This is a genomic window from Rhizobium sp. Root708, assembly GCF_001429725.1.
Classification (GTDB): Bacteria; Pseudomonadota; Alphaproteobacteria; order Rhizobiales; family Rhizobiaceae; genus Rhizobium.
The window spans coordinates 149,900-172,829 of the sequence record NZ_LMHV01000034.1 but is presented as its reverse complement, the minus strand read 5'-3'; the positions used below and the strand labels follow the sequence as shown (position 1 = coordinate 172,829).

At 58.6% G+C, this 22,930-nt stretch carries 23 protein-coding genes and 1 tRNA gene; 11 read left to right on the top strand and 13 right to left on the bottom strand.

Going from position 1 to position 22,930, the window contains the following annotated elements:
- Nucleotide 1: 1 nt before the first annotated feature.
- On the bottom strand, nt 2–1,438 hold the full coding sequence (locus ASE04_RS17860) for an oligosaccharide flippase family protein (protein WP_056819736.1): 1,437 nt from the start codon (nt 1,436–1,438) through the stop codon (nt 2–4).
- A 397-nt stretch (nt 1,439–1,835) separates the two neighbouring features.
- Here ASE04_RS17860 and ASE04_RS17855 point away from each other — a divergent pair, with 397 nt between their 5' ends.
- Nucleotides 1,836–2,900, top strand: a complete 1,065-nt coding sequence (locus ASE04_RS17855; RefSeq protein ID WP_056819733.1) for a glycosyltransferase family 4 protein — start codon at nt 1,836–1,838, stop codon at nt 2,898–2,900.
- 59 nt (nt 2,901–2,959) lie between these two features.
- On the opposite strand, the gene ASE04_RS17850 is transcribed toward ASE04_RS17855, so the two are convergent.
- Together ASE04_RS17850 and ASE04_RS17845 are read right to left on the bottom strand one after the other, a co-directional pair.
- A tRNA-Glu gene (locus ASE04_RS17850) sits at nt 2,960–3,031 on the bottom strand.
- Between the two features lie 205 nt (nt 3,032–3,236).
- Nucleotides 3,237–4,298: a class I SAM-dependent methyltransferase gene (locus ASE04_RS17845; RefSeq protein WP_056819731.1), complete on the bottom strand. Its 1,062-nt coding sequence runs from the start codon at nt 4,296–4,298 to the stop codon at nt 3,237–3,239.
- Nucleotides 4,299–4,520: 222 nt separating this feature from the next.
- On the opposite strand from ASE04_RS17845, the gene ASE04_RS17840 reads away from it, so the two are divergent.
- Complete coding sequence (locus ASE04_RS17840) at nt 4,521–4,955, top strand: hypothetical protein (protein ID WP_056820431.1); 435 nt, start codon at nt 4,521–4,523, stop codon at nt 4,953–4,955.
- A gap of 119 nt (nt 4,956–5,074) precedes the next feature.
- Here ASE04_RS17840 and ASE04_RS17835 read toward each other — a convergent pair whose 3' ends face one another.
- The 4 genes from ASE04_RS17835 to ASE04_RS17820 all read right to left on the bottom strand — a co-directional run bounded on the left by ASE04_RS17835 (nt 5,075) and on the right by ASE04_RS17820 (nt 9,347).
- Nucleotides 5,075–5,848 carry an amino acid ABC transporter ATP-binding protein gene (locus ASE04_RS17835; RefSeq protein WP_056819728.1) on the bottom strand — a complete coding sequence of 258 codons (774 nt, stop codon included), beginning with the start codon at nt 5,846–5,848 and terminating at the stop codon, nt 5,075–5,077.
- Between the two features lie 17 nt (nt 5,849–5,865).
- Nucleotides 5,866–7,020 (bottom strand): amino acid ABC transporter permease, encoded by a 1,155-nt coding sequence (locus ASE04_RS17830; RefSeq protein ID WP_056819725.1) that lies wholly within the window; start codon nt 7,018–7,020, stop codon nt 5,866–5,868.
- A 1-nt stretch (nt 7,021) separates the two neighbouring features.
- The gene (locus tag ASE04_RS17825) at nt 7,022–8,224 is read right to left on the bottom strand and encodes an amino acid ABC transporter permease (RefSeq protein WP_056819722.1); all 1,203 of its coding nucleotides are present in this window, start codon (nt 8,222–8,224) and stop codon (nt 7,022–7,024) included.
- A 97-nt stretch (nt 8,225–8,321) separates the two neighbouring features.
- A complete protein-coding gene (locus ASE04_RS17820) occupies nt 8,322–9,347 on the bottom strand; it encodes an amino acid ABC transporter substrate-binding protein (protein WP_056819719.1) in 1,026 nt (341 codons plus the stop codon).
- A 369-nt stretch (nt 9,348–9,716) separates the two neighbouring features.
- Between ASE04_RS17820 and ASE04_RS17815 the strand changes: the two genes are divergently transcribed.
- Nucleotides 9,717–10,907, top strand: a complete 1,191-nt coding sequence (locus tag ASE04_RS17815; RefSeq protein ID WP_056819716.1) for a cystathionine beta-lyase — start codon at nt 9,717–9,719, stop codon at nt 10,905–10,907.
- Here the strand turns inward: ASE04_RS17815 and ASE04_RS17810 are convergent, their stop codons facing one another.
- Nucleotides 10,908–12,059, bottom strand: a complete 1,152-nt coding sequence (locus tag ASE04_RS17810; protein ID WP_056819713.1) for an FAD-dependent monooxygenase — start codon at nt 12,057–12,059, stop codon at nt 10,908–10,910. It abuts the gene before it with no gap.
- Between the two features lie 22 nt (nt 12,060–12,081).
- Nucleotides 12,082–12,327, bottom strand: a complete 246-nt coding sequence (locus ASE04_RS17805; RefSeq protein ID WP_056819710.1) for a zinc-finger domain-containing protein — start codon at nt 12,325–12,327, stop codon at nt 12,082–12,084.
- 159 nt (nt 12,328–12,486) lie between these two features.
- On the opposite strand from ASE04_RS17805, the gene ASE04_RS17800 reads away from it, so the two are divergent.
- From ASE04_RS17800 to ASE04_RS17765, 8 genes are all read left to right on the top strand, one after another.
- A complete protein-coding gene (locus tag ASE04_RS17800; RefSeq protein WP_056819708.1) occupies nt 12,487–13,272 on the top strand; it encodes an alpha/beta fold hydrolase in 786 nt (261 codons plus the stop codon).
- A 121-nt stretch (nt 13,273–13,393) separates the two neighbouring features.
- The gene (cysE, locus tag ASE04_RS17795) at nt 13,394–14,227 is read left to right on the top strand and encodes a serine O-acetyltransferase (protein ID WP_056819706.1); all 834 of its coding nucleotides are present in this window, start codon (nt 13,394–13,396) and stop codon (nt 14,225–14,227) included.
- A gap of 124 nt (nt 14,228–14,351) precedes the next feature.
- Nucleotides 14,352–14,555: a DUF3126 family protein gene (locus ASE04_RS17790; RefSeq protein ID WP_018900022.1), complete on the top strand. Its 204-nt coding sequence runs from the start codon at nt 14,352–14,354 to the stop codon at nt 14,553–14,555.
- A 201-nt stretch (nt 14,556–14,756) separates the two neighbouring features.
- Nucleotides 14,757–15,185: a DUF3597 domain-containing protein gene (locus ASE04_RS17785; protein ID WP_056819703.1), complete on the top strand. Its 429-nt coding sequence runs from the start codon at nt 14,757–14,759 to the stop codon at nt 15,183–15,185.
- Between the two features lie 216 nt (nt 15,186–15,401).
- A complete protein-coding gene (locus tag ASE04_RS17780) occupies nt 15,402–15,773 on the top strand; it encodes a phasin family protein (RefSeq protein WP_056819701.1) in 372 nt (123 codons plus the stop codon).
- Between the two features lie 260 nt (nt 15,774–16,033).
- A complete protein-coding gene (gene clpS, locus ASE04_RS17775) occupies nt 16,034–16,387 on the top strand; it encodes an ATP-dependent Clp protease adapter ClpS (RefSeq protein WP_056820428.1) in 354 nt (117 codons plus the stop codon).
- Nucleotides 16,388–16,397: 10 nt separating this feature from the next.
- On the top strand, nt 16,398–18,899 hold the full coding sequence (clpA, locus tag ASE04_RS17770) for an ATP-dependent Clp protease ATP-binding subunit ClpA (RefSeq protein ID WP_056819699.1): 2,502 nt from the start codon (nt 16,398–16,400) through the stop codon (nt 18,897–18,899).
- A gap of 134 nt (nt 18,900–19,033) precedes the next feature.
- On the top strand, nt 19,034–19,969 hold the full coding sequence (locus ASE04_RS17765) for a phosphatase PAP2 family protein (protein WP_056819696.1): 936 nt from the start codon (nt 19,034–19,036) through the stop codon (nt 19,967–19,969).
- On the opposite strand, the gene ASE04_RS17760 is transcribed toward ASE04_RS17765, so the two are convergent.
- From ASE04_RS17760 to ASE04_RS17745, 4 genes are all read right to left on the bottom strand, one after another.
- Nucleotides 19,953–20,378 carry an HIT family protein gene (locus ASE04_RS17760; RefSeq protein WP_056819693.1) on the bottom strand — a complete coding sequence of 142 codons (426 nt, stop codon included), beginning with the start codon at nt 20,376–20,378 and terminating at the stop codon, nt 19,953–19,955. The two genes, ASE04_RS17765 and ASE04_RS17760, sit on opposite strands and share 17 nt — an antisense overlap.
- 52 nt (nt 20,379–20,430) lie before the next feature.
- On the bottom strand, nt 20,431–21,621 hold the full coding sequence (locus ASE04_RS17755) for a GNAT family N-acetyltransferase (RefSeq protein ID WP_056819690.1): 1,191 nt from the start codon (nt 21,619–21,621) through the stop codon (nt 20,431–20,433).
- Between the two features lie 78 nt (nt 21,622–21,699).
- The gene (locus ASE04_RS17750) at nt 21,700–22,419 is read right to left on the bottom strand and encodes a glycerophosphodiester phosphodiesterase (protein WP_056819688.1); all 720 of its coding nucleotides are present in this window, start codon (nt 22,417–22,419) and stop codon (nt 21,700–21,702) included.
- Nucleotides 22,419–22,886, bottom strand: coding sequence for a RidA family protein (locus ASE04_RS17745; RefSeq protein WP_056819684.1), 468 nt, complete (start codon nt 22,884–22,886; stop codon nt 22,419–22,421). Before ASE04_RS17745 ends, ASE04_RS17750 begins: the two co-directional genes overlap by 1 nt.
- Nucleotides 22,887–22,930: the final 44 nt, after the last annotated feature.

The following is a 22,930-nucleotide window of genomic DNA, read 5'->3' as shown; positions in this document are numbered from 1 at the left end:
GTCAACGGTCGACCAGCTCCAGACGACCGGCCCCCGCCACGATCCTCATCCCCAGGCCAAGCAATGTCCCGGCATAGATTGCTGCACCGACTATGGACACCACGATTAGTTCGACGACGTCATGCCAGCCGCGACCGGCGATCTCCTCGCGAAGGATGAGGACGCCGATGGCCATCGCCGCGCCAGCGACAGGTATCTTCCAGATGTTCATCAGTTGTTCGGAGATGCCAAGCGCCAGCAGCCGTCTGGTTTCCGTCAGGTAGAAAAAGAACATGATCGCCGCGAGCAGAACCCGCGCGATACTGACGCCGGTCACCGAGTAGAGATAAAAGCCCCCTATAACCGCGACGAGGCGAAAGCAGAGATCGATGACGTTCAGCCGGAAGATGACATGCGGTCGATTGCTCGCAAGGCTTGCCGAGTTCAACGTCTGGAAATAGGGGATAGGCAGGATGGATAGCGCGAGAAGGCTGAGCAGCGGCGCTGATGCCTTCCATTGATTGCCGAGCAGCAGGTCGGTCACCAGATCCGCCGTCAGCGAGATACCGATACAGACCGGCAACGAAACCATCGTGATGAAGCGAACGGCTTTCAGAAATGCTGTCCGCATCCGTTCGGGGTCGGACGTGATCCGTGAAAACGCTGCCATAACGGGCTGTTGCGCCGGGCCGATGATACTTTGCGAGGGAATAACAGCGACGTCGCTTGCAACGGCATAGCGGCCAAGAGTCGGTTTGTCTGCGAAAGCACCGATCAGGAAGCGATCGAATTGCCAGTTCAATGCGGCAACGAGCTGCGCCGAGCTGAACCAGCCGATGAAGCCTGCGAAGTCCTTGAGGCGCGACAGGGAAAACGCCGGCCGGTACGGTGCTAGTACATAGGAGAGGCACGCTGCTGCGACCGATGCCGTCGCAAAATTTGCCGCGATGGCCCAATATCGTCCGCCTGATAATACGATGGTGATGGCGACGATGCTCGCGCATACCTTCCCGAACGTTTCGAGGAGGAAAATCTGCCGGAAACCGAGGTCCCTGGCAAAATAGACCATTCCAGGGCTGTTCAACCCTCTTGCAATTGGCCCGATGGCGACAACCGCGACAAGCGGAATGAGCAAGGGATCTCGATTGAACACGGAAAACGGCCACACGATTGCGACGAGGATGACGGCGACAACGATGCTGCGGAGAAGGCTGAGCGTGAAGCCGGTGTCCAGGTGAGTTTTGTCGATCGTATCCAGACGCAACAGAGCCTGCGTGACGGGGACCTCAAGGACGGTGTCCACGATAACGACCATGGATGTTGCCAAAGCCGCAACGCCGAAATCGGCAGGCGTGAGAATCCGCGCAAGCACGAGAAGCGTCAGAAAATCGATAATTCTGGTCACGAAGCGTGAGAAGACAAGCCAGCTGGCACCTTTGAGGGCTCTCGACGCTAACATGATGTCTCCAGATCCGTGGATGGGCTGAAGAAGGCGAGGGCGGTGAAACGGAGCGCACGACCGATGCCGGACGATACAGGTGCGCAGGAATGCCTGCCACTCGTCTTGTCTTGCACGAAACCCCCTTGCTATCGGTCCTGAGAGCGATGTTGCGGCCGGATATCGTTCCGGCTGGAGAAGGAAAGACGGCATCTACAAGGTGATAGTCGTCACCGTCGCCTATGCTACCAGCACGGCGCTCGATCCATCAAGTCTGTCTCGAACGGTGGTGAGTAAATTATATGATATTATTTGTATTTCTGGCTCGCATCGAGCTTTTGTTATTTCGATCGAATATCTGATCTATTATATTCCCGTTAGCGTGTTCGTGCAGTTGTCTCAGTAATGGTGTTCGACAATGCGCATTGTTCATATTCTAAATCATACCCATCGATCGAATGGACATGTGCACGCCGCTGTCGATCTTGCCTGTGCGCAGAGCAAGCTCGGTCATCAGGTGTGCGTTGCCAGCGGCGGCGGCGACTTCAAGGAACTGCTGACGCGCAACGGCGTCGAAACCGTCTTCATCGACATGGAAAAAAAATCCTTGAACTTGCTGCGGTCGGTCGCGGCGCTGCACAGATATCTGCGCGCGTGGCGGCCGGATATCGTCCACGCGCATATGATCACGAGCGCGGTGCTTTCGTATCCTATCTGCAAACTTGCGGGCGTGCCTTTGATAACGACTGTTCATAACGAATTCGAGGACAGCGCAACGCTGATGAGGGTGGGCACGCGGGTGATCGCGGTCAGCGAAGCGGTGAGCGCCTCGATGCGACAGCGCGGCGTTTCGGAGGAGAAGCTGCGCGTCGTCCTGAACGGTACGATCGGATCGCCACGGTTTGAGGACCGCTCGCAGCTGCCGGTGACGTTGGAGTCGCCGAGCATACTATTCGTCGGCGGTCTCCACCCGCGCAAAGGACTTCCCGATTTGTTGGATGCGTTCGAAGTCGCCTATGCGAGATATCCTACCGCTCGCCTCTATGTGGTCGGCGGCGGCCCGATGGCGTTATCCTACAAGCAGATGGCCGAGAGAATGCAATGCGCCGCGGCCGTCAGTTTCGTCGGCGCGATCGACAATCCTTCGTCCTACATGCGTGGCGCCGATATTTTTGTCCTTCCCTCCCATGCCGACCCCGCACCGCTCGTGCTTTCAGAGGCGCGCGAAGCCCGCTGTGCGGTCATCGGAACAAATGTCGACGGCATTCCGCAGCTGCTGGAGCACGGCGATGCCGGCATTCTTGTGCCGCCGCACGATCCCGAAGCGCTCGCCGTGGCTCTCTGTGATCTCCTGGAAAGTCCGTCGCGGGTGCAGATATGGCAGGAGAAGAGCCAGCTGCGCATCGATTACCTGACGGTCGATCGGGTCGTTCAAGAAACGATGCTGGTCTACGTGGGGGCGTTGGACAAGGACGCTGCGTGACATGGGGTTGCACGCGATTCATCGCCAGAATTCTGGTGATCTGCAATCGAAAATCTGGGCACGCCCTAGGGGAGTCGAACCCCTCTTCCCAGAATGAAAATCTGGTGTCCTAACCGATAGACGAAGGGCGCTTCCTTCGTGGTGGCGCCCTTATAATCAGGCCTTTTGAATCCCGCAAGCGGCAAAACGAAGAAAAATCGCGATGGTGCGATTTTTTCCCCAACCGCAATTTTCCGTTCTCGTTATCCTGATGAAAATAAAAGAGGATTTACAAAATCTCTGTGCGTCCGTTGCGACGAAATATGCACGCCGCGGACGCACAGGGATGCCATCTGGCTAAGCGCGCACTTCGAAAACCATGTTGAAGGGCGTTTCCGTTGCTCGATGGAAGTGCTTGAAGCCAGCGTCGAGAGCAACCTTACGGAGCTTCGTTTCACCGGCCTGCGCCCCGAGCGCCAAACCCACTTCCTGCGACATGGATGCGGGAGTGCAGATCATCGTCGAAGCACCGTAATATACGCGACCGACAGGATTGAGATTGTCCTTCAGGCAATCGTGCGCGAAGGGCTCCACAATCATCCATGTTCCATCCGCCGAGAGCGATTCCCTCACATGCTTGCCCGCTCCGACAGGGTCGCCCATGTCGTGAAGGCAATCGAACATGGCGATCAGATCGTAGCTGTCGGCCGGGAAATTCGAGGCCGACGCCTGCTGGAATGTTACACGGTCGTCGACACCCGCTTCCTTGGCGGCTGCTCGCGCGCGCTCGATCGACGGCATATGGTAATCGAAGCCGTAGAACTTCGAGGCGGGATAAGCCTGCGCCATCAGGATGGTTGAAGCGCCGTGCCCGCAGCCGACATCCGCAACCTTGGCCCCGCTCTTCAGCCGGGCTTCCACGCCATTGAGGGCAGGGATCCAGCCCGCGATCAGGTTGTTGTTGTAGCCTGTCCGGAAGAAACGCTCCGTGCCGCGGAACAGGCAGTTGCTGTGTTCGTGCCAGCCGAGACCCTTGCCTGTCCGAAACGCCTCGGCGACCTTGGGCTCGTCTGCCCAAAGGGCCTGGACCACCTGAAAGGCACCGGTGAAAAAGGCCGGGCTGTCCTCGTCGGAAAACACCATCGCCTGCTCTGGCGTCAGAGAGAAGCGGTCCTTGCGTTCGTCGTAGTGAACGTAGTCGGCGGCGGCGAGCGCCGACAGCCACTCGCGAAGATAGCGTTCGCGCATGCCTGTCTTCTGGGAGAGTTCCGTCGAGGTGACCGGCTTGCCGTCGGCCATCGCCTTGAAGAGACCCACGTCGTCGCCAAGCACGACGAGTGCGCCTGATACAGCAGCACCCACATCGCCGATCAATCGGCCGACGAGTGCATCCACTTTCTGCATGTCGGGTTGATGCATGTCATCCTCCATAAAATGTAGGAAAGAACCAGCACCGCGATTGTACCACCCGTGAAGCCAGCCATGCAAACAACCTACGGGCATTGCCCGTCTGGCCGAGACATCGGCCCGATCGCCGGTTTGGAGACAATTTACCGCCGTGGTTGCGAAAATGCCGCGTTGACAAGAAAAATACCGGGAATGATAGTCGAGTAGCCTGACCGAGGCGTTGGAGGAATGATCATGATCAAGCAGTTGACAATTCTTGCTTCCGTTTCCCTTCTGGGCGCACTTGCCTTCGCAAGCCCCTCCGCAGCGCTCACGATGAAAGAATGCAGTGCGAAGTACAAATCCGCGCAGGCGGATGGCTCCGCCAAAGACATGAAATGGAATGATTTCCGCAAGGCCCAGTGCGGTTCGGACGCGACGGCAGAACCGGATGTTACGCTGAACAGCGGTGAAGAGCCCGAAAAGCCCACGACCGCAGCACCGAAGGGCGTAACGTTCCCAGCAGCGATCGCGCCGAAATATGCGAAGGAAACGCCCGGCAAGGGACGGATGCACACCTGCGTCGATTCCTATCACACCAACAAGGACGCAAATACGCTGAACGGCTTGAAGTGGATCCAGAAGGGCGGCGGCTACTACAGCCTCTGCAACGCGAAGCTCAAGGGCTGAGCCAACTGTGATCTCGAAATGGCGCCTCTCGGCGTGGCGCCTTTTTGCAGCGTTTAGTTGAAGACCACGAAAAAAGCCGCCGACGATGAACCGGCGGCTTATGTTTTTTGCAGCTCAACCTAGTGCAGGATCTGGCTGAGGAAGAGCTTCGTGCGCTCGTGCTGCGGATTGTCGAAGAATTCGGCCGGCGAGTTCTGTTCGACGATCTGCCCCTGGTCCATGAAGATGACGCGATTGGCGACCTGGCGGGCAAAGCCCATTTCGTGGGTCACGCAGAGCATTGTCATGCCTTCTTCCGCAAGGCCGACCATTGTGTCGAGCACTTCCTTGATCATTTCGGGATCGAGCGCCGATGTCGGCTCGTCGAACAGCATGATCTTCGGGTTCATGCAGAGAGAGCGGGCGATTGCCACGCGCTGCTGCTGGCCGCCGGACAGCTGGCCCGGATACTTGTTCGCCTGTTCGGGAATCTTGACGCGCTTGAGGAAATGCATGGCGACTTCCTCGGCCTGCTTCTTCGGCATCTTGCGTACCCAGATCGGCGCGAGCGTGCAGTTCTCCAGGATCGTCAGATGCGGAAACAGGTTGAAGTGCTGGAACACCATGCCGACTTCGCGGCGCACTTCATCGATCTTCTTGAGATCGTTGGTCAGTTCGACGCCATCGACGACGATCTGGCCCTTCTGGTGTTCCTCGAGACGATTGATGCAGCGGATCATCGTCGACTTGCCGGATCCAGAAGGACCGGCGATGACGATGCGTTCGCCGCGCATGACCTTGAGGTTGATATCCCGCAGTACGTGAAAATCGCCGTACCATTTGTTCATGCCGACGATGTCGACAGCTACGTCCGTAGCCGAGACGGTCATCTTCTTCTGCTGAGCTTCAGCCATTGCCCATTCCCTCATTTTTATCGTTTGTGGCCGGTATCGAGATAACGTTCCATGAAACCTGAATAGCGCGACATGCCGAAACAGAACAGCCAGAAAACGAATCCGGCGAAGATCAGCCCCGTCAGTGGCGTTACCGCCGACGCCCAGTTGGAGTCGGTGAAGTTCAATCGCACGATACCGAGCAGGTCGAACATGCCGATGATCGACACCAGCGACGTGTCCTTGAACATGCCGATGAACGTATTCACGATACCTGGAATAACCAATTTGATCGCTTGCGGCAAAATGACAAGGCGCGTCTTCTGCCAATAGCCAAGGCCAAGTGAATCCGCGCCTTCGAACTGTCCCTTCGGGATAGCCTGCAGGCCGCCGCGAATGACTTCAGCCATGTAGGCCGACGCGAAGATGGAAACGCCGATCAAGGCTCGCAGCAGCTTATCGACCGTCCATCCGGTCGGCAGGAAGAGCGGCAGCATCACGCTGGCCATGAAAAGCACCGTGATCAGCGGAATCCCGCGGACGATCTCGATGAATGCGACGCAGATCATCCGGATGATCGGCATCTGCGACCGCCTGCCGAGCGCCAGGATGATGCCGAATGGCAGCGATACGGCAATCCCGACGAAGGACAGCACCAGCGTTACCATCAGTCCGCCCCAGAGGGAGGTTTCGACAACCTCCAGCCCGAAGCCGCCATAGAGCAGCCAGAACGACAGCAAGGGCAGGACGACGAACAGCAGCAGCGCGTTCAACCCCTTCCTTGGCATCTTCGGAATCAGCATCGGCACGAGCAGGATCACGAACAGGATGCCGACGATCGTCGGCCGCCAACGTTCGCCCAGGGGATAGCGTCCGAAGATGAACTGGTCGAACTTCGCGTTGACGAACGCCCAGCAGGCGCCGCTCCAGCCATCCGGCTGTACACCGCCTTGGACAGTCGTCGCGCAGAAGGTTCTGTCGGGTCCGCTCCAGACTGCCTGAATGAAGAGCCAGTTGACGATGTGCGGAACTGCCCATCCGAGCAAGGCAAGCGCCACAACGGTCAGGACGACATCCTTGGGTGTGGCGAGGAGGTTCTTTTTGACCCAGGCCAAAGCGCCCTTTTCACCGAGCGGTGCCGGCTCCGGCGGTACGATCGTCGACCTGACGAAGGCTTGATTGGATACCGACATCTTATCTCTCCACCAAAGCCATCTTGGCGTTGAACCAGTTCATGAAAATCGACGTCAGAATGCTGAGCGTCAGGTAGACGATCGCCCAGATGAGCACGACTTCGATTGCCTGGCCGGTCTGATTGAGAATCGTGCCGCCCACGGCGACCAGATCGGAAAAGCCGATCGCGATCGCCAGGGACGAATTCTTCGTCAGGTTGAGATACTGGCTGGTCAGCGGCGGTATGATGATGCGCAGCGCCTGCGGCACGACAACTAGCCGCGTAATGCCCGACGGATGCATTCCGAGAGCACCAGCCGCCTCCGACTGGCCCTTCGGTACGCCGCGGATGCCACCGCGAACGATCTCGGCGATGAACGACGCCGTGTAGAACGAAAGCGCCAGAAACAGCGACATGAATTCCGGCCCGACGACGGAACCGCCAGTCAGGTTGAACTTGCCTGCGACGGGCACGTCGAATGTCAGCGGGATGCCGCTCAACAGAAACGCCAGGACGGGCAGGCCGACGATCAGCGCGATCGACACCCAGATTGTGTGAAACTGCTGGCCGGTGGCTGTCTGGCGGCGATGGGCCCACCGAGTGGTCACGACGGATGCGATGATGCCGATGACCAGCGCAACGCCGACGACCCACATTCCGCTTTCAAAAATAGGCTTCGGAAAGGCGAGGCCGCGATTGTTCAGGAACATGTTGAGCGGCAGGTGCAGCGATTCCTTCGGCTGCGGCAGAACCGCAAGCACGCCCGAATACCAGAAGAAGATCACGAGCAGCGGCGGGATGTTACGGAAGACTTCGACGTAGACAGTGCACAGCTTGGCAATGAGCCAGTTGTGCGAAAGCCGGCCGATACCGACGAAAAACCCGATGATCGTCGCCGTAATGATCCCGGTGACGGCGACGAGCAACGTGTTCAGGATGCCGACAATGAGCGCCCGTCCATAGGTCGAATCGCTCGAATAGCCGATAAGTGACTGACCGATCTCGAAACCCGCGCGTCCACGCAGGAAGGCGAAACCCGATGCAGTGTTGCTGCGGGCGAGGTTCTGCACGGTGTTGTGCGCAATCCACCAGATGACAGCGACGAGAACAATGAGGGTGAGGATTTGAAAGAAGATGCCCCGATATTTGGGGTCGTACATTATCGACCGGAAATTCCGGCCGGTGCCTTGCAAAGGTGTCGTGTGCACAGCCTCTTGCGTCATGCCGAGCCTATTCCCCTTTATGCCCGTTTTTGGGCTTTTTTCTTGGTAATGGGAAGGCGATTCTCGCCTCCCCACACTGTGCATTGCGGTTTGCTTATCAGCGAACCGGAGGAGCGTACTGGATGCCGCCCTTGTTCCAGAGTGCGTTCAGGCCACGCGCAATCTTCAGCGGGCTGCCCTGACCGATGTTCCGTTCAAAGACTTCGCTGTAGTTTCCGACGCCCTTGATGATGTTGTAGGCCCACTCGTTCGTCAGGCCGAGGTCCGTACCGATCTTGGTGTCGGCTTCCGTGCCGAGGAAGCGCTTGATGTCCGGGTTCGGCGAGTTTTTCATCTCGTCGACGTTGGCCTGGGTGATGCCGAACTCTTCAGCATTGACCAGCGCGTAGGCCGTCCAGGAGATGATATCGAACCACTGATCGTCGCCCTGGCGAACGACCGGGCCGAGCGGCTCCTTGGAAATGATCTCGGGAAGAATCGTGTGTTCGTCGGGGTTCTTGAGCGTCAGACGCAGGGAATAGAGACCCGACTGGTCGGTCGTGTAAACGTCGCAGCGACCGGAATCGTAAGCCGCGTTGACTTCCTCGAGCTTTTCGAAAACCACCGGATTGTACTGGAGGTTGTTTGCCTTGAAGTAGTCGGCGAGGTTGAGTTCGGTGGTCGTGCCGGACTGAACGCAGATCGCCGCGCCGGAGAGCTCAAGCGCCGACTTCACGTTCAGGCTCTTGCGAACCATGAAGCCCTGGCCGTCGTAATAGGTGACCGGACGGAAGTTGAAGCCAAGCGCCGTGTCGCGGTTGATCGTCCAGGTCGTGTTGCGCGACAGAACGTCGATTTCACCGGACTGCAGTGCCGTGAAACGCTCTTTCGCGTTGGTCGGGGTGTACTTCACCTTGGTCGGATCGCCGAATACGGCCGAAGCAACCGCCTTGCAGAAGTCCACGTCGAAACCGGCCCAGTTGCCGGAAGCGTCAGGCTGAGCGAAGCCGAGCAGGCCGGTGTTGACGCCGCACTGAACGAAGCCCTTTGCCTTCACGTCTTCGAGAGTGGTGGCGGAAGCCGATGATGCGCCAAGTGCGAAAACTGCTGCGCCGATCGCGGCCGACAGAAGCTTAATCTTCATTTTTCCCAACCTTTTCTGTTGTCTTATCTTTTCTTGTGGGAGCGCCGGCAGAAGCATGCAGACCCCCCAGTCGACCCGACACCCTCCCGGCGCGAGTGGTTCTATCACAGTCGCAAATGTCACTATGGTCAAGTGTCGCGCTGAAAGATTGCGTGATAAATCGGCAAACTGCTAATTCAGGCCCGTAAAATAAGCAAACGACCAACGATTGGGCGTTGCAATGCTGAAAAAGATCGCGAAAAGTAGCTGATATATCTCACAGATTTGCATTGCAGCTGTGTTTTGTCCGGATGGGTCAGGGTTGACCACTCGACATCACGGGTTCAAATGTCTGCTATCTCATTCCTACCCTAAAAGGCTAATTCCGACATGAAAGACAGAGACGGCCTGCTGCAGAACGCAGGTATGAACACGCGCCTCTCGCACCTCGGGAATGATCCCGCCGAATTCCATGGTTTCGTTAATCCGCCCGTAGTGCATGCATCGACGGTTCTGTTCCCGAATGCGCGAGCGATGGAGACGCGGGCGCAGAAATATACCTATGGCACGCGCGGCACGCCGACTACGGATGCCTTGTGCGAAGCGATCGATGCGCTGGAGGGATCGGCCGGGACGATCCTAGTGCCATCAGGTCTCGCCGCCGTCACCGTGCCTTTCCTGGCGTTTCTGTCTGCCGGGGACCACGCGTTGGTCGTTGATTCCGTCTACGGCCCGACACGAAACTTTTGTGATACGATGCTCAAGCGCCTGGGTGTCGATGTCGATTACTACGATCCCGCCGTCGGAGCCGGGATTGAAGCGCTGATCAAGCCGAACACCAGGTTGGTTCATACTGAAGCTCCGGGCTCGAACACGTTCGAGATGCAGGACATCCCGGCGATTGCCGCGATCGCCCACAAGCACGGCGCTGTCGTTACAATGGACAATACCTGGGCGACACCCGTCTATTTCCGTCCGCTGGATTACGGCGTCGACGTCTCCATCCACGCGGCGACCAAGTACCCGTCCGGGCATTCCGATATCCTGATGGGCACGGTATCGGCAAATGCGAAGCACTGGGAGCAGCTCCACGAGGCAAATATCACCCTCGGTATCTGTGGAGCGCCTGATGACGCTTACCAGATCCTGCGCGGTCTCCGCACCATGGGCGTCCGGCTCGAGCGCCACTACGAAAGCGCGCTGACGATCGCGAAGTGGCTCGAGGGAAGGGACGGTGTTGCGCGTGTTCTGCACCCGGCTCTTCCGAGCTTCCCGTCGCATGCGCTTTGGAAGCGTGATTTCAAGGGAGCAAGCGGTATCTTCTCCTTTGTTCTGGCTGTCGACGGCGCCGATCGCTTCAAGCCGAAGGCGCATGCCTTCCTCGACGCGCTGCGGATTTTCGGTCTCGGCTGGTCGTGGGGCGGTTTCGAAAGCCTTGCCGTTCACGTCGGCCTCAACGACCGTCGCGTTGCAAAGGCGCCGACGGAAGGGCCGGTTATCCGGCTGCAGATCGGTCTTGAGGATGTCGCCGACATAAAGGCCGATATCGAGCGCGGGTTCGCGGCAGCCAACGCTGTCTGATCAATCGCGGACGCGGTAGCCGTAGATCCAGTCAAGATCCGTCGCGAGGCTTCGCGGCGGCTTCATCGCCAGAACGAGGTTGCGGCCGAGCCTGATCGGTCCGCGCGCATGGTAGGCAAACTGATTGAACGCGCCACGCTGCCGAACGCGGTTTATCCGCGGCATTCGCTGCGCTTCGAACACCTGCAGGGCATCGGGAACCGGTTGATTGGCGACGAGGGCCGCCAGCTCATAGGCGTCCTCGATCGCCATGGCAGCACCTTGGGCCGCAAACGGCATCATTGCATGAGCGGCGTCACCGATCAGCACCGTGTCGCGGCCGTTCTGCCAGGTTCCCCCGGCGGCCTCGTAAAGCGGCCAGACACCGATGTCGGTTGCGTGCTCTAGAAAGCGCGAGATGGACTTGTTCCATTTGGAAAACGCCGACAGCAGATGTTGGCTCTGGTTCTCGCTCGGACGGTTGATCCATTCGTGTGAGGTTCTGCTACCCGCGACGATCGCGACCATGTTGAAGTTTTGCGTCTCGCGAAGCGGATAGCAGACGAGATGGGCGGATGGGCCAAGGAAGGCGGATACGCAACTGCGGTCGGCGAAATCGGGCGCTGCATCGGCCGCTACGGTGAAGCGAAACGCGATGTTGCCGGAGAAACGCGCCGTGGGTGCACCGGGAACGCGGCTGCGCACCGTCGACCAGACCCCGTCGGCACCGATCAGGAGATCCGCTTTACCGGCATCACCGATCGGTGACTCGTCGCCGATCTTCGTCCCGAAATGCAGTGTACAATGCTCGTTCTCCCGAACCGCCTTCAGCAGGGCGGCCTGCAGCGTCGCCCGGTGCAGTACACCATAGGGTGAACCCCAGCGATCTCGTGCGAAACGGCCGGATAGAACCGACGCAAGTCGACGCAGCGACAAGCCGGAGACCAGATGGATGGCTTCCGGTTCCAGCCAAAGCGGCGTCAGGTGTTCGAGGATGCCGAGCTTGTCGAGAACGAGAGACGCATTCGGTGAGATCTGCAGGCCCGCTCCGACTTCCGTCATTACGGGCGCCTGTTCGAAAATCTCCGAGCGGATGCCATGTTTGGCGAGTGAAAGCGCCGTCGTTAGGCCGGCAATTCCCGCCCCGACGATGGCGACACGTTCTATCGGCATCGATGCTCGTCTTCCGGACGCCTCAGGCGGCCTTGATGTGGAATACGCAGCCGGCGGGGTTGGTCTGGTTTGCCTTCAGCGAGGTGTTCAGGCGATAAAGCGTCGAGCAGTAGGAGCAGACTTTTTCATTCTCGTCGCCCATATCGATGAAGATGTGGGGGTGATCGAACGGGGAAGATGCACCGGTGCACATGAATTCCTTCACGCCGACTTCGATAACGCGGTGTCCGCCGTCGTTCTGGAAGTGGGGAATGTTGTGACCAGCCATAAGTAATCTCCGAATGCTTTGAAACGTGCGCGGACCTTATAGGCCTTCGCATTAAATGTGTAGAGCCAAAGAGACGCAGTTCCGCTTGTTTTTGAACCCTGAAGGGGTTCCAGATCGCGCGCCTATAAAATATGGTCCGCCGCAAAAAGGACTGCCCCGATGAACTTGAATACGCCCACCTTTTCGAATTTTTCTCACGATGGATTGAAGCTCGCCTATTTCGATGAAGGTTATCCTGCAGGCCTCCCGGTGCTGCTCATCCATGGTTTCGCTTCGAGTGCCAGCGTCAATTGGGTGAATCCGGGCTGGCTGAAGACGCTCGGCGATGCCGGCTACCGGGTGATCGCGATCGACAATCGCGGCCACGGCGCCAGCGACAAGCCCCGCGATGCCGAGGCCTATCGCCCGTGGCACATGGCGGGCGATGCGATCGCTCTCCTGGATCATCTCGGAATCCCGGAAGCAAATGTGATGGGCTATTCCATGGGAGCACGGATTTCGGTTTTCGCTGCACTTGCGCGGCCGGATCGGGTGCGTTCTCTCGTGCTCGGTGGCCTTGGCATTGGCATGACCGACGGGGTGGGCGACTGGGATCCAATCGCCGACGCATTGCTTGCACCGTCGATCGACACCGTGACCCACGCACGCGGCCGCATGTTCCGCGCTTTCGCGGAACAAACGAAGAGTGACCGGGAGGCGCTGGCAGCCTGTATTCGCGGCTCACGTGATCTCGTCCTGCGTAGCGATATGGGGAAGATCGAGGCGCCGACGCTGATCGGCGTGGGAACCGGCGACGACATTGCCGGATCGCCTCAGGAGCTGGCGGCTCTGATGCCGCACGCGATCGCGCTGGACATCCCGGGCCGTGACCATATGCTTGCGGTCGGTGACAAGGTGTTCAAGAAGGCGGTGCTGGAGTTCTACGCCGACGTCGCCGGCCGGTGACCTGGTAGCTCATTATTAAGAGCTTCGAAAGCGGATGGAAAACGATCCCGCTTAACCCATTTATGTCTACGGGATTTTGCCTTATATAAGGCCCTTCAGACGAATACTCAGGAGACCATCCATGGTCGCAAAGACAGACGTTCGTACTTTCGAGACGGGCAGCTCGCTCAAGGTGATGGATCCCATCTGGGATAGCCTGCGGGAAGAAGCGCGCGTCGCCGCTGAAAGCGATCCGGTACTGGCAGCATTTCTCTACTCGACGATCCTGAACTATCGCTCGCTGGAAGAGTGTGTCATCTACCGCATCTGTGAACGTCTGGATCATCCGGATATGCAGGCCATTCTGCTTCGCCAGACATTCGACCAGATGCTCGCGGATTGGCCGGAATGGGGCACGATCCTGCGCGTCGATATCCAGGCGATATACGACAGAGATCCTGCTTGCCTGCGGTTCATGGAAGCCGTTCTTTACTTCAAGGGCTTCCATGCCTTGCAGACCCACCGTCTCGCGCACTGGCTGCTGAATCGTGGTCGTCGTGATCTCGCGCTCTATCTGCAGAGCCGCTCGTCGAGCATTTTCCAGACGGATATCAATCCGGCAGCGCGGATCGGCCGCGGCATTTTCCTCGATCATGCCACCGGTCTGGTCGTCGGCGAAACCGCTGTGATCGGCGACAATGTTTCAATCCTTCATGGCGTCACGCTTGGTGGCACCGGCAAGGAGGGGGCGGATCGTCATCCGAAGATCGGCAGTGGCGTTCTCATCGGTGCAGGTGCGAAGATCCTCGGCAATATCGAAATCGGTCATTGCTCGCGTGTCGCCGCAGGCTCCGTCGTGTTGAAGGCTGTGCCCCCGAAGACGACGGTTGCAGGGGTGCCGGCCAAGGTTGTCGGCGAGGCGGGCTGCTCCGAACCGTCGCGTGTGATGGACCAGGTAATCGGCGCGGATATATGAGGATTTGGCACTGAACTCGGTCGGACATCCGCGGGGATAGCAGCCCGCGGACGTACCCCGCGCCTTTACAGCGCCGTTGTTCCTGTGCAAGAAGCGGCCATCGAGACCGCTCAGGAGATGCAGTGTGAAACCAGAAGAAATCAAGAAGCTCGACGCCTATTTCAAGCGTACGTTCAATCCGGAAATGATCGTCAAGGCACGTCCCCGCAAGAACGACTCCGCTGAGGTTTATATGGGCGAGGAGTTTCTTGGCGTCGTCTACATCGATGATGAGGACGGTGATCGCTCGTATAATTTCTCGATGGCTATCCTCGACGTCGATCTCTGACATAACTGTGTCGCGGACCTGTCCGCGACCGTAGGCAGGCCGCATGACTGCGGCCCGCCAGCCGGACAGTTCCGGCTCCGCGCGGCAAAGTCGTGCTTCACAAAACTACCCTCTAAAATCTCTGTCATGTCTGGACCTCTCAAAGGTGCGCCCCATTTTTGCGTTTGAGCATGTGCTCGAGTGCCAACAGGGGTGTTGACCATGGGAATATTCGACAAGATCAAGCATGCCATCTTCGGGGGCGAGGCACAGGCCGCACCTATGACAACGGCTGCTGCAGCCGCTCCATCCGGCCAGGCAAAACCCGCCGCGCCAGCTGTACCGCCCCCGACATCCGCGCCCGCCTCGTCGGCGCCAGCGACTGTCGCGGCAACGATCGATATCGTCCCTCTGCTTGATGCCGCCGTAAAGAAGAGCGGACAAAAGCTTGATTGGCGTCGTTCGATCGTGGATCTGATGAAAGCCGTCGGAATGGATGCGAGCCTTGCCGAGCGCAAGGAACTCGCCGCCGAGCTCGGCTATGGCGGCGATACCCACGATACCGCGACGATGAACATGTTCCTTCATAAGGCACTGATGAAGCGTCTTGCGGAGAACGGCGGCAAGGTGCCCGCCGACCTTCTCGATTAAGCCCCCGCCACGAATTCTGAAGAATTCCGGATGAAGCCTGAGGTTGCGGCCCTCTAATATATTTTAGTGAAATCAAATGCGCAGGGGTCGCGCCCGCTTCCAGCGAGGATCAGTCATCGGCAATTGCAATCCCTGATTGTTTTGCGTCGCACAAGATCGCTTGACTCTTTGTGCGGCGCAGCTACCTTTTTCCGGTCAGCCATAAGGAGGATGGGCATGCTGAACTTCGACGACACCTCGCGTAAAAGCAAAGAGGCTATGGATACCGTGCTGAAGAGCTATTCTGACACCGCAAAAGGATTTCAGGCGATCGCGGCGGAAGCTGCCGAGTATTCCAAGAAGTCCTTCCAGGACGCCGTGACGCACATGGAAGCGCTTACCGGCGTTCGTAGCGTGGAAGCTGCCTTTGAATTGCAGACCGGCTATGTGCGGTCGGCATACGAGAACTTCGTTGCCGAAGCCACAAGACTGGGCGAAATGTACACGGACCTCGCCAAAAATGCCTACAAGCCCTACGAGGCGCCTGTTGCGACGCCTCCGGTCAAAGCTGCCAAGACGGCGACCGTGGTGACGACCGAGGCGGCTTGAACGCAGCGGAAACTCCGCTAACCCTTGAAAAACGAAGGCCGGCTACGCATCTGCAGCCGGCCTTTTTGTATTTTTCTGCCGGCTTGTCCCTCGCGCCTTCGAGTTTTTGTGTCTTACCGCCAAGTCCTGCGGAATTGTGATTGCAGTCGGAAACAAGGGGCTTAAAATCGCAGCATTATGAACTAAGTTAGTGTTTCAGATATTCGATGGGTAAAGCAGTCTCCCAGTGCACCATCGGACTGATCGAGGAATGAATGAAAATGATCGCAAAGCCGATCCGGATGCAAAACGATGGCGAAAGGAACGGGGATAACGGAAATCGCGGGACCTCGGTCATCACGCGTACCAAGCCGAAGACCAAGAAGCCCAATCTCTACCGCGTGCTCATCCTGAATGACGATTACACGCCCATGGAGTTCGTCATCCACATCCTGGAACGGTTTTTCCAGAAGGACCGCGAAGGCGCTACCCGCATCATGCTTCACGTCCATAACCATGGTGTCGGCGAATGCGGGATATTTACATACGAGGTAGCGGAGACCAAGGTGAGCCAGGTGATGGACTTTGCCCGGCAGCATCAGCATCCGCTGCAATGCGTCATGGAAAAGAAGTGAGGATCACAACGTGCCAACATTTTCGCCTAGCTTAGAAAAGGCGCTCCATCAGGCACTCACCTTTGCCAACGAGCGGCATCACGAATATGCGACGCTCGAGCATCTGCTGCTCGCCCTTGTCGACGACTCCGATGCGGCCGCTGTCATGGGTGCCTGCAATGTCGATCTCGACGCCCTCCGCAAGACGCTGATCGAGTATATCGATAACGAACTCTCCAACCTGGTCACCGGTTATGACGAGGACTCCAAGCCGACCTCCGGCTTCCAGCGCGTCATTCAGCGGGCCGTGATCCACGTCCAGTCGTCCGGCCGCGAAGAAGTGACCGGCGCCAATGTGCTCGTCGCGATTTTCGCCGAGCGCGAAAGCCATGCCGCCTATTTCCTGCAGGAGCAGGAAATGACGCGGTACGACGCCGTCAACTATATTTCCCACGGCATCGGCAAGCGGCCGGGCTCGTCCGAGAGCCGCACCCCGCGCGGCGCCGAAGACGAAACCGAAAGCAAGCCGAGCGCATCGCGCAGCAGCAACGAGGACGATACATCAGGCAAGAAGCAGCAGGACGCGCTGAAGGCCTATTGCGTCAACCTCAACGAGAAGGCCAAGGGCGGCAAGATCGATCCGCTGATCGGTCGCCATGCAGAGGTCAACCGCACCATCCAGGTGCTGTGCCGCCGTTCGAAGAACAACCCGCTCTATGTCGGTGATCCCGGTGTCGGCAAGACCGCCATCGCGGAGGGTCTTGCCAAGCGTATTGTCGAAGGCAAGGTGCCGGAAGCGCTGGCGGACGCCACGATCTTCTCGCTGGACATGGGCACGCTGCTCGCCGGAACGCGTTACCGCGGTGATTTCGAAGAGCGCTTGAAGCAGGTCGTCAAGGAACTCGAAGAGTATCCGGGCGCCGTGCTGTTCATCGACGAGATCCACACCGTCATCGGTGCCGGCGCGACCTCCGGTGGCGCCATGGACGCCTCGAACCTCCTGAAGCCGGCGCTGTCGTCGGGGGCGATCCGTTGCATCGGTTCGACCACCTACAAGGAATATCGCCAGTTCTTCGAAAAGGATCGGGCACTCGTCCGCCGCTTCCAGAAGATCGACGTTAACGAGCCTTCCATCGATGACGCCATCGAGATCATGAAGGGTCTGAAGCCTTACTTCGAGGAATACCACCATCTGCGGTATTCGAACGAAGCGATCAAGACGGCCGTCGAGCTTTCGGCGCGCTACATCTCCGACCGCAAGCTGCCGGACAAGGCAATCGACGTCATCGACGAGACCGGTGCGGCCCAGATGCTGCTACCCCCGTCGAAGCGCCGCAAGCTGATCACCGAAAAGGAGATCGAAGCAACCGTCGCGACGATGGCACGCATTCCGCCGAAGACTGTCTCGAAGGACGACGAAGCCGTTCTTGCCAATCTCGAACAGGAACTGCGTTCGGTCGTTTACGGGCAGGATACGGCGATCGAAGCCTTGTCGACCTCGATCAAGCTGGCGCGAGCCGGCTTGCGCGAACCGAACAAGCCGATCGGTTCCTATGTGTTCTCCGGCCCGACTGGCGTCGGCAAGACAGAGGTTGCGAAGCAGCTTGCTTCGTCGCTTGGCGTCGAACTCCTGCGCTTCGATATGTCCGAATACATGGAGCGCCATACGGTATCGCGTCTGCTTGGGGCACCTCCCGGCTACGTCGGTTTCGACCAGGGTGGCTTGCTGACCGATGGTGTCGACCAGCATCCGCATTGCGTGGTGCTTCTCGACGAAATCGAAAAGGCGCATCCCGACATCTACAACATTCTGCTGCAGGTGATGGACCATGGCACGCTGACCGACCACAACGGCAAGAAGATCGACTTCCGCAACGTCATCCTGATCATGACGACCAATGCGGGCGCGTCTGAAATGGCCAAGGCTGCTTTCGGTTTCGGATCGTCCAAGCGGACGGGCGAAGACGAGGAAGCCCTGAACCGGATCTTCACGCCGGAATTCCGCAACCGTCTGGACGCGATCATTCCGTTCGCGCCGCTGCCGACCGTGGTCATTCACAAGGTCGTTCAGAAGTTCATCATGCAGCTGGAAGCCCAGCTGTCCGAACGGAACGTCACCTTCGACCTGCACGAGGATGCGATCGCCTGGCTGGCCGACAAGGGTTACGACGAGAAGATGGGCGCACGCCCGCTCTCTCGCGTCATCCAGGACGTCATCAAGAAGCCGCTGGCCAACGAAATCCTCTTCGGCAAGCTGAAGAAGGGCGGCGTCGTCAACGTCACGGTCGGACCGAAGGAAGACGGGAAGCCGGGCATCATCCTCGAAGCCGTGTCGGACGCGGCGCCGATCAAGCCGAAGCCGGAAGCCGAAGCTGTTCACCCAGAGGTGGACGATGAGGATGACGGCGAGCTGAAGACGAAGGCCAAGGCCAAGAAGGTACCGGCCAAGAAGGCAAAGGCGGCGGTTGCCGAGCCTGAGGTAAAGAGCACGCCGAAAAAGAGCGGCGCCGTACCGCGGGTGCCAAAGAAGTAAAGCGAATAGGAAAGGCGGCCCTCGAGCCGCCTTTTTCATATCTGCGCTATGAGACCTGGCGACGCAGATTTAGGCGAATATTAAAAGCGGCGGGTTATATCGGCTTCCAGCAAGGAGGCTGACCCGTGGTATTCATGCCTGCCGAACGCATCATCATGACTATCGTCGCGGCGCTTGCTTTGCTGGACGGCGTTTTGCTGTGGTCAAAGGATGTCGGCGTCGATGTCGTCGGCTATGCCGGCATGGTTGGCTGTGGCCTTGGCGCGATGGCGCTCGGACAATTCTATCGTCATGTGAGGCGGAATCAGTCGATTGCCGCAACGGCCACCGCAGCCGGTCTCTTCATCCTCTTCACGATCGTCGGATCGATCTTCAATTATCTCTTGCTGCCTCTGGCCCGTGAGCCCATCGATATAGCGCTTGCGCGCTTCGACGCGTCGTTCGGTTTTCATTGGCCGATCTTTGTCGAATGGGCATCGCATTACCCCCGGATCGGGATGGTGCTTCAGACAGTTTATGCAACGTCCCTGCCGCAGTTGCTGGTCGTTATTTTTGTCCTGGGCTTTTCAGGACGGCTGCGGCTATTGCATCATTTTCTTTTGACTGGTGTCATCGGCGCGCTGCTGGCGATCGTCTGCTGGTCGTTTTTTCCGTCATTCGGTGCATCGTCGATCTATCAACTCCCGCAGGCGGTAACCGATGCGGTACCGCTGGCGGTCGGACCCGGTTACGGCGCCGAATTAGTGGAATTGGGCCGTCACGGCGCGACCTATCTGTCGCCGCACAACGTGCTGGGTGTGATCGGATTTCCGTCGTTTCACACGGTCATGGCCGCGATGTCCGCATTTTTCATCATGCGCATTCGCTGGCTTGGCCCGATCTTTCTCGTCGTCAATGCATTGATGATGCCCGCCATTGTCATTCAAGGCGGGCACAATCTGGCGGATGTTGTCGGCGGGCTCGCAGTTTTTGCCGTTGCCTACCGTCTTGCGGCTCTTGCTCTGAACCAGCGTGAACGCGGTCCGGCAAACGCGGAATCCGCCTCTTCGACGATTAAAGCTCTGCCTTGATCTTCTCGGCATTCGCCGCCAGAACCGCCCCATCTTCCATCTTGCCTGAATGCGGCTTCAGGGCCACGCCTTCGTGACGCGGAATGACGTGGAAGTGCAGGTGGAACACGGTCTGGCCGGCGGCCGGCTCGTTGAACTGGCAAACGAAAACGCCGTCGGCGTCAAAGGCTTCCTTGGCGGCATTGGCGATCTTCTGGACGACAGGGATGGTCCGGGCGAGGGCAGCGGGGTCGGCGTCGAGAATATTGCGCGACGCAGCCTTAGGTAGGACCAGCACATGGCCGGGCGCCTGCGGCATCACGTCCATGAAGGCCAGCGTATGCTCGTCCTCGTAGACCTTAACCGAGGGGATCTCTCCACGCAGGATCTTGGCGAAGATATTGTTGGTGTCGTAAGCCGCACTCGTCATTTGAAATCTCCTGATGGTCTGGTTTTCGCGTAGCCCGCGAAAGGCGAGGGCGTCAATCCTCCTGCAGCCGCTCGCCGCGACGGAACGGGCTGTGCTCGCTCAAAATCTCGTTCATGTGCTCGACGTCGTCGCGCTCGCGCTCAAGATAATCGGCGATCGCACGGCGCAGGCCGGCATGGGCGACATAATGGGCCGAGTGTGTTGTCACCGGGAGGTAACCTCGGGCCAGCTTATGTTCTCCCTGGGCGCCAGCCTCGACACGCTTCAGCCCCTTGGCGAGCGCGAAGTCGATCGCCTGATGATAGCAGACCTCGAAGTGCAGGTAGGGGTGATCCTCGATGCAGCCCCAGTGGCGGCCGTAAAGGGTTTCCGACCCGATGAAGTTGATGGCGCCTGCGATATAGCGGCCGTTATGTTTTGCCATCACCAGCAGGATATCATCCGGCATCCGCTCGCCGATCAGCGAATAGAAGCTACGCGTCAGATAGGGGCGCCCCCACTTCCGGCCGCCCGTGTCCATATAGAACGCGAAGAACTGGTCCCAGATGTCCTCTGTCAGATCGCTGCCCGTCAGCCAGTCAATGCTTATGCCGTTCTCAAGCGCGGTCCGACGCTCCTTGCGCAGCGCCTTGCGCTTGCGAGAAGCAAGCGTTTCCAAGAACTCCTCGTGGTTGGCGTAGCCGTCATTGATGAAATGAAACTGCTGATCGGTCCGATGCAGGTATTCCTCGCCTTCAAAAATGCCAATCTCGTCGTCCGGCACGAATGTCACATGCCCAGACGACACGCCGAGGCGACGCACGACTTCCTTCAGGCTTTCGGCCATCGCGTGCTGGATCGGCAGACGTTGCAAGCCTTCGGCGACCAGGAGGCGAGGGCCGGTTGCCGGCGTGAAGGGAATGGAGCACTGAAGCTTCGGATAGTAGCGGCCACCGGCTCGCTCGAAGGCATCGGCCCAGCCGTGGTCGAAGACATATTCGCCCTGGCTATGGTTCTTGAGGTAACCGGGCAGGGCGCCGACGAGCTCGCCGCCGCCTGTCTCCAGCAACATATGATGGCCAAGCCAGCCGGTTTCGGCCGTCGCCGAGCCGGACTCTTCGAGTGACGACAGAAATGCGTGGGAGATAAAGGGGTTGTAGGCGATGGCGCTGCTGGCCTTGGACGCTCCGGAAAGCCGCGACCAGCTTTCCGGAGAAATCGCCGTGAAGGACCGCTCGACGCGGATTGAAAGTTCGTCTGTCATGGAGCGAATGCGAGACCGTTTGGGAGGGAAATAGGGCTCTTCACCAGTCTGCGCATGATCTTGTCCAAAAAGCGAGCATCAAACCGAAACGCGCGGATCAAAGCCCTCGAAGGTCATCTGGTCGGCATTTTCGAAAGTTTGCTTTCGCCCATGCTCGTCGATAACCGTCCAGGTGATGACGACGATACCTTTCTCACGCTGAGCGGAAATGAACGGATTGGGCAGATCGCCGTAGAAATAGGAAATGAAATCCAGCCCGAGAGCCATTGCTTTCTCGTGGGTTTCGAAGTCCTCCGGAACGATCCCGCCCGCCGTCAAACCAAGGGGGTAGGGTGCCTGCAGTGCCTTGAGGTCGCGAAGCAGCCAATGGTCGAAGCTCATCAGCGCCACCTTGCCGTCGTAGCCTTCCAGCACTTCGAGGACTGCTTCCGTGAAACCTTCGTCGTCGGCTTCTCTGCCCTTCAACTCGATGACGAGCGGGACGCGTCCCTTCACCAGGTCGAGAAGCTGCCGGAGTGTCGGAATCTTGTCGTTCGTGCCGCCGACAGAGATCAACCCGAGTTCCCGTGAGGTACGGTCGCGGATGTCGCCCTTCAGATTGCAGAGACGCTCGAGGTCCTCATCGTGAAAAACGACCGGGACGCCATCCGAGGCGTAGTGAAGATCGCATTCGATTGCAAAACCTGCCTCGATCGCCCGCGAGAACGCCGAAAGCGTATTTTCCCACACGTCTTTATTAAGGTCATGATAGCCGCGGTGAGCCACCGGCTGCTCTTTAAGCCATGCTGCGGAAGTCATCAGGCGATTTCCATGATCGCGTCGAGTTCGACGGCTGCGTTCATCGGCAGGGCAGCCATTCCGACGGCAGCTCTTGCGTGCTTGCCGGCTTCGCCGAGAACCGCGGCAATCAGGTTCGACGCGCCGTTGATGACCAGATGCTGCTCGACGAAATCGGGCGCCGAGGCAACGAAGCCGTTCAGCTTGATTACGCGCTTGATCCGGCCGAGATCGCCGCCCAATGCCGCCTTCGCCTGGGCGAGGATATTGATCGCGCAGAGTTCCGCTGCTCGCTGACCTGCGGGCACGTCCACGTTCTTGCCGAGATGACCGGAGACCGCGATCTTTCCGCCTTCAAGCGGCAACTGTCCCGAAATGTGGAGAAGGTTGCCACTGATGACGTAGGGAACATAGTTCGCCGCCGGCGCTGCCGCCTCAGGCAGGGATATCCCCATTTCTTTCAGACGCACATCGACGTGATCCGACATTTTCCGCTCCGCTTTTGTTGTCAATGGATTTAAAATTATGCATC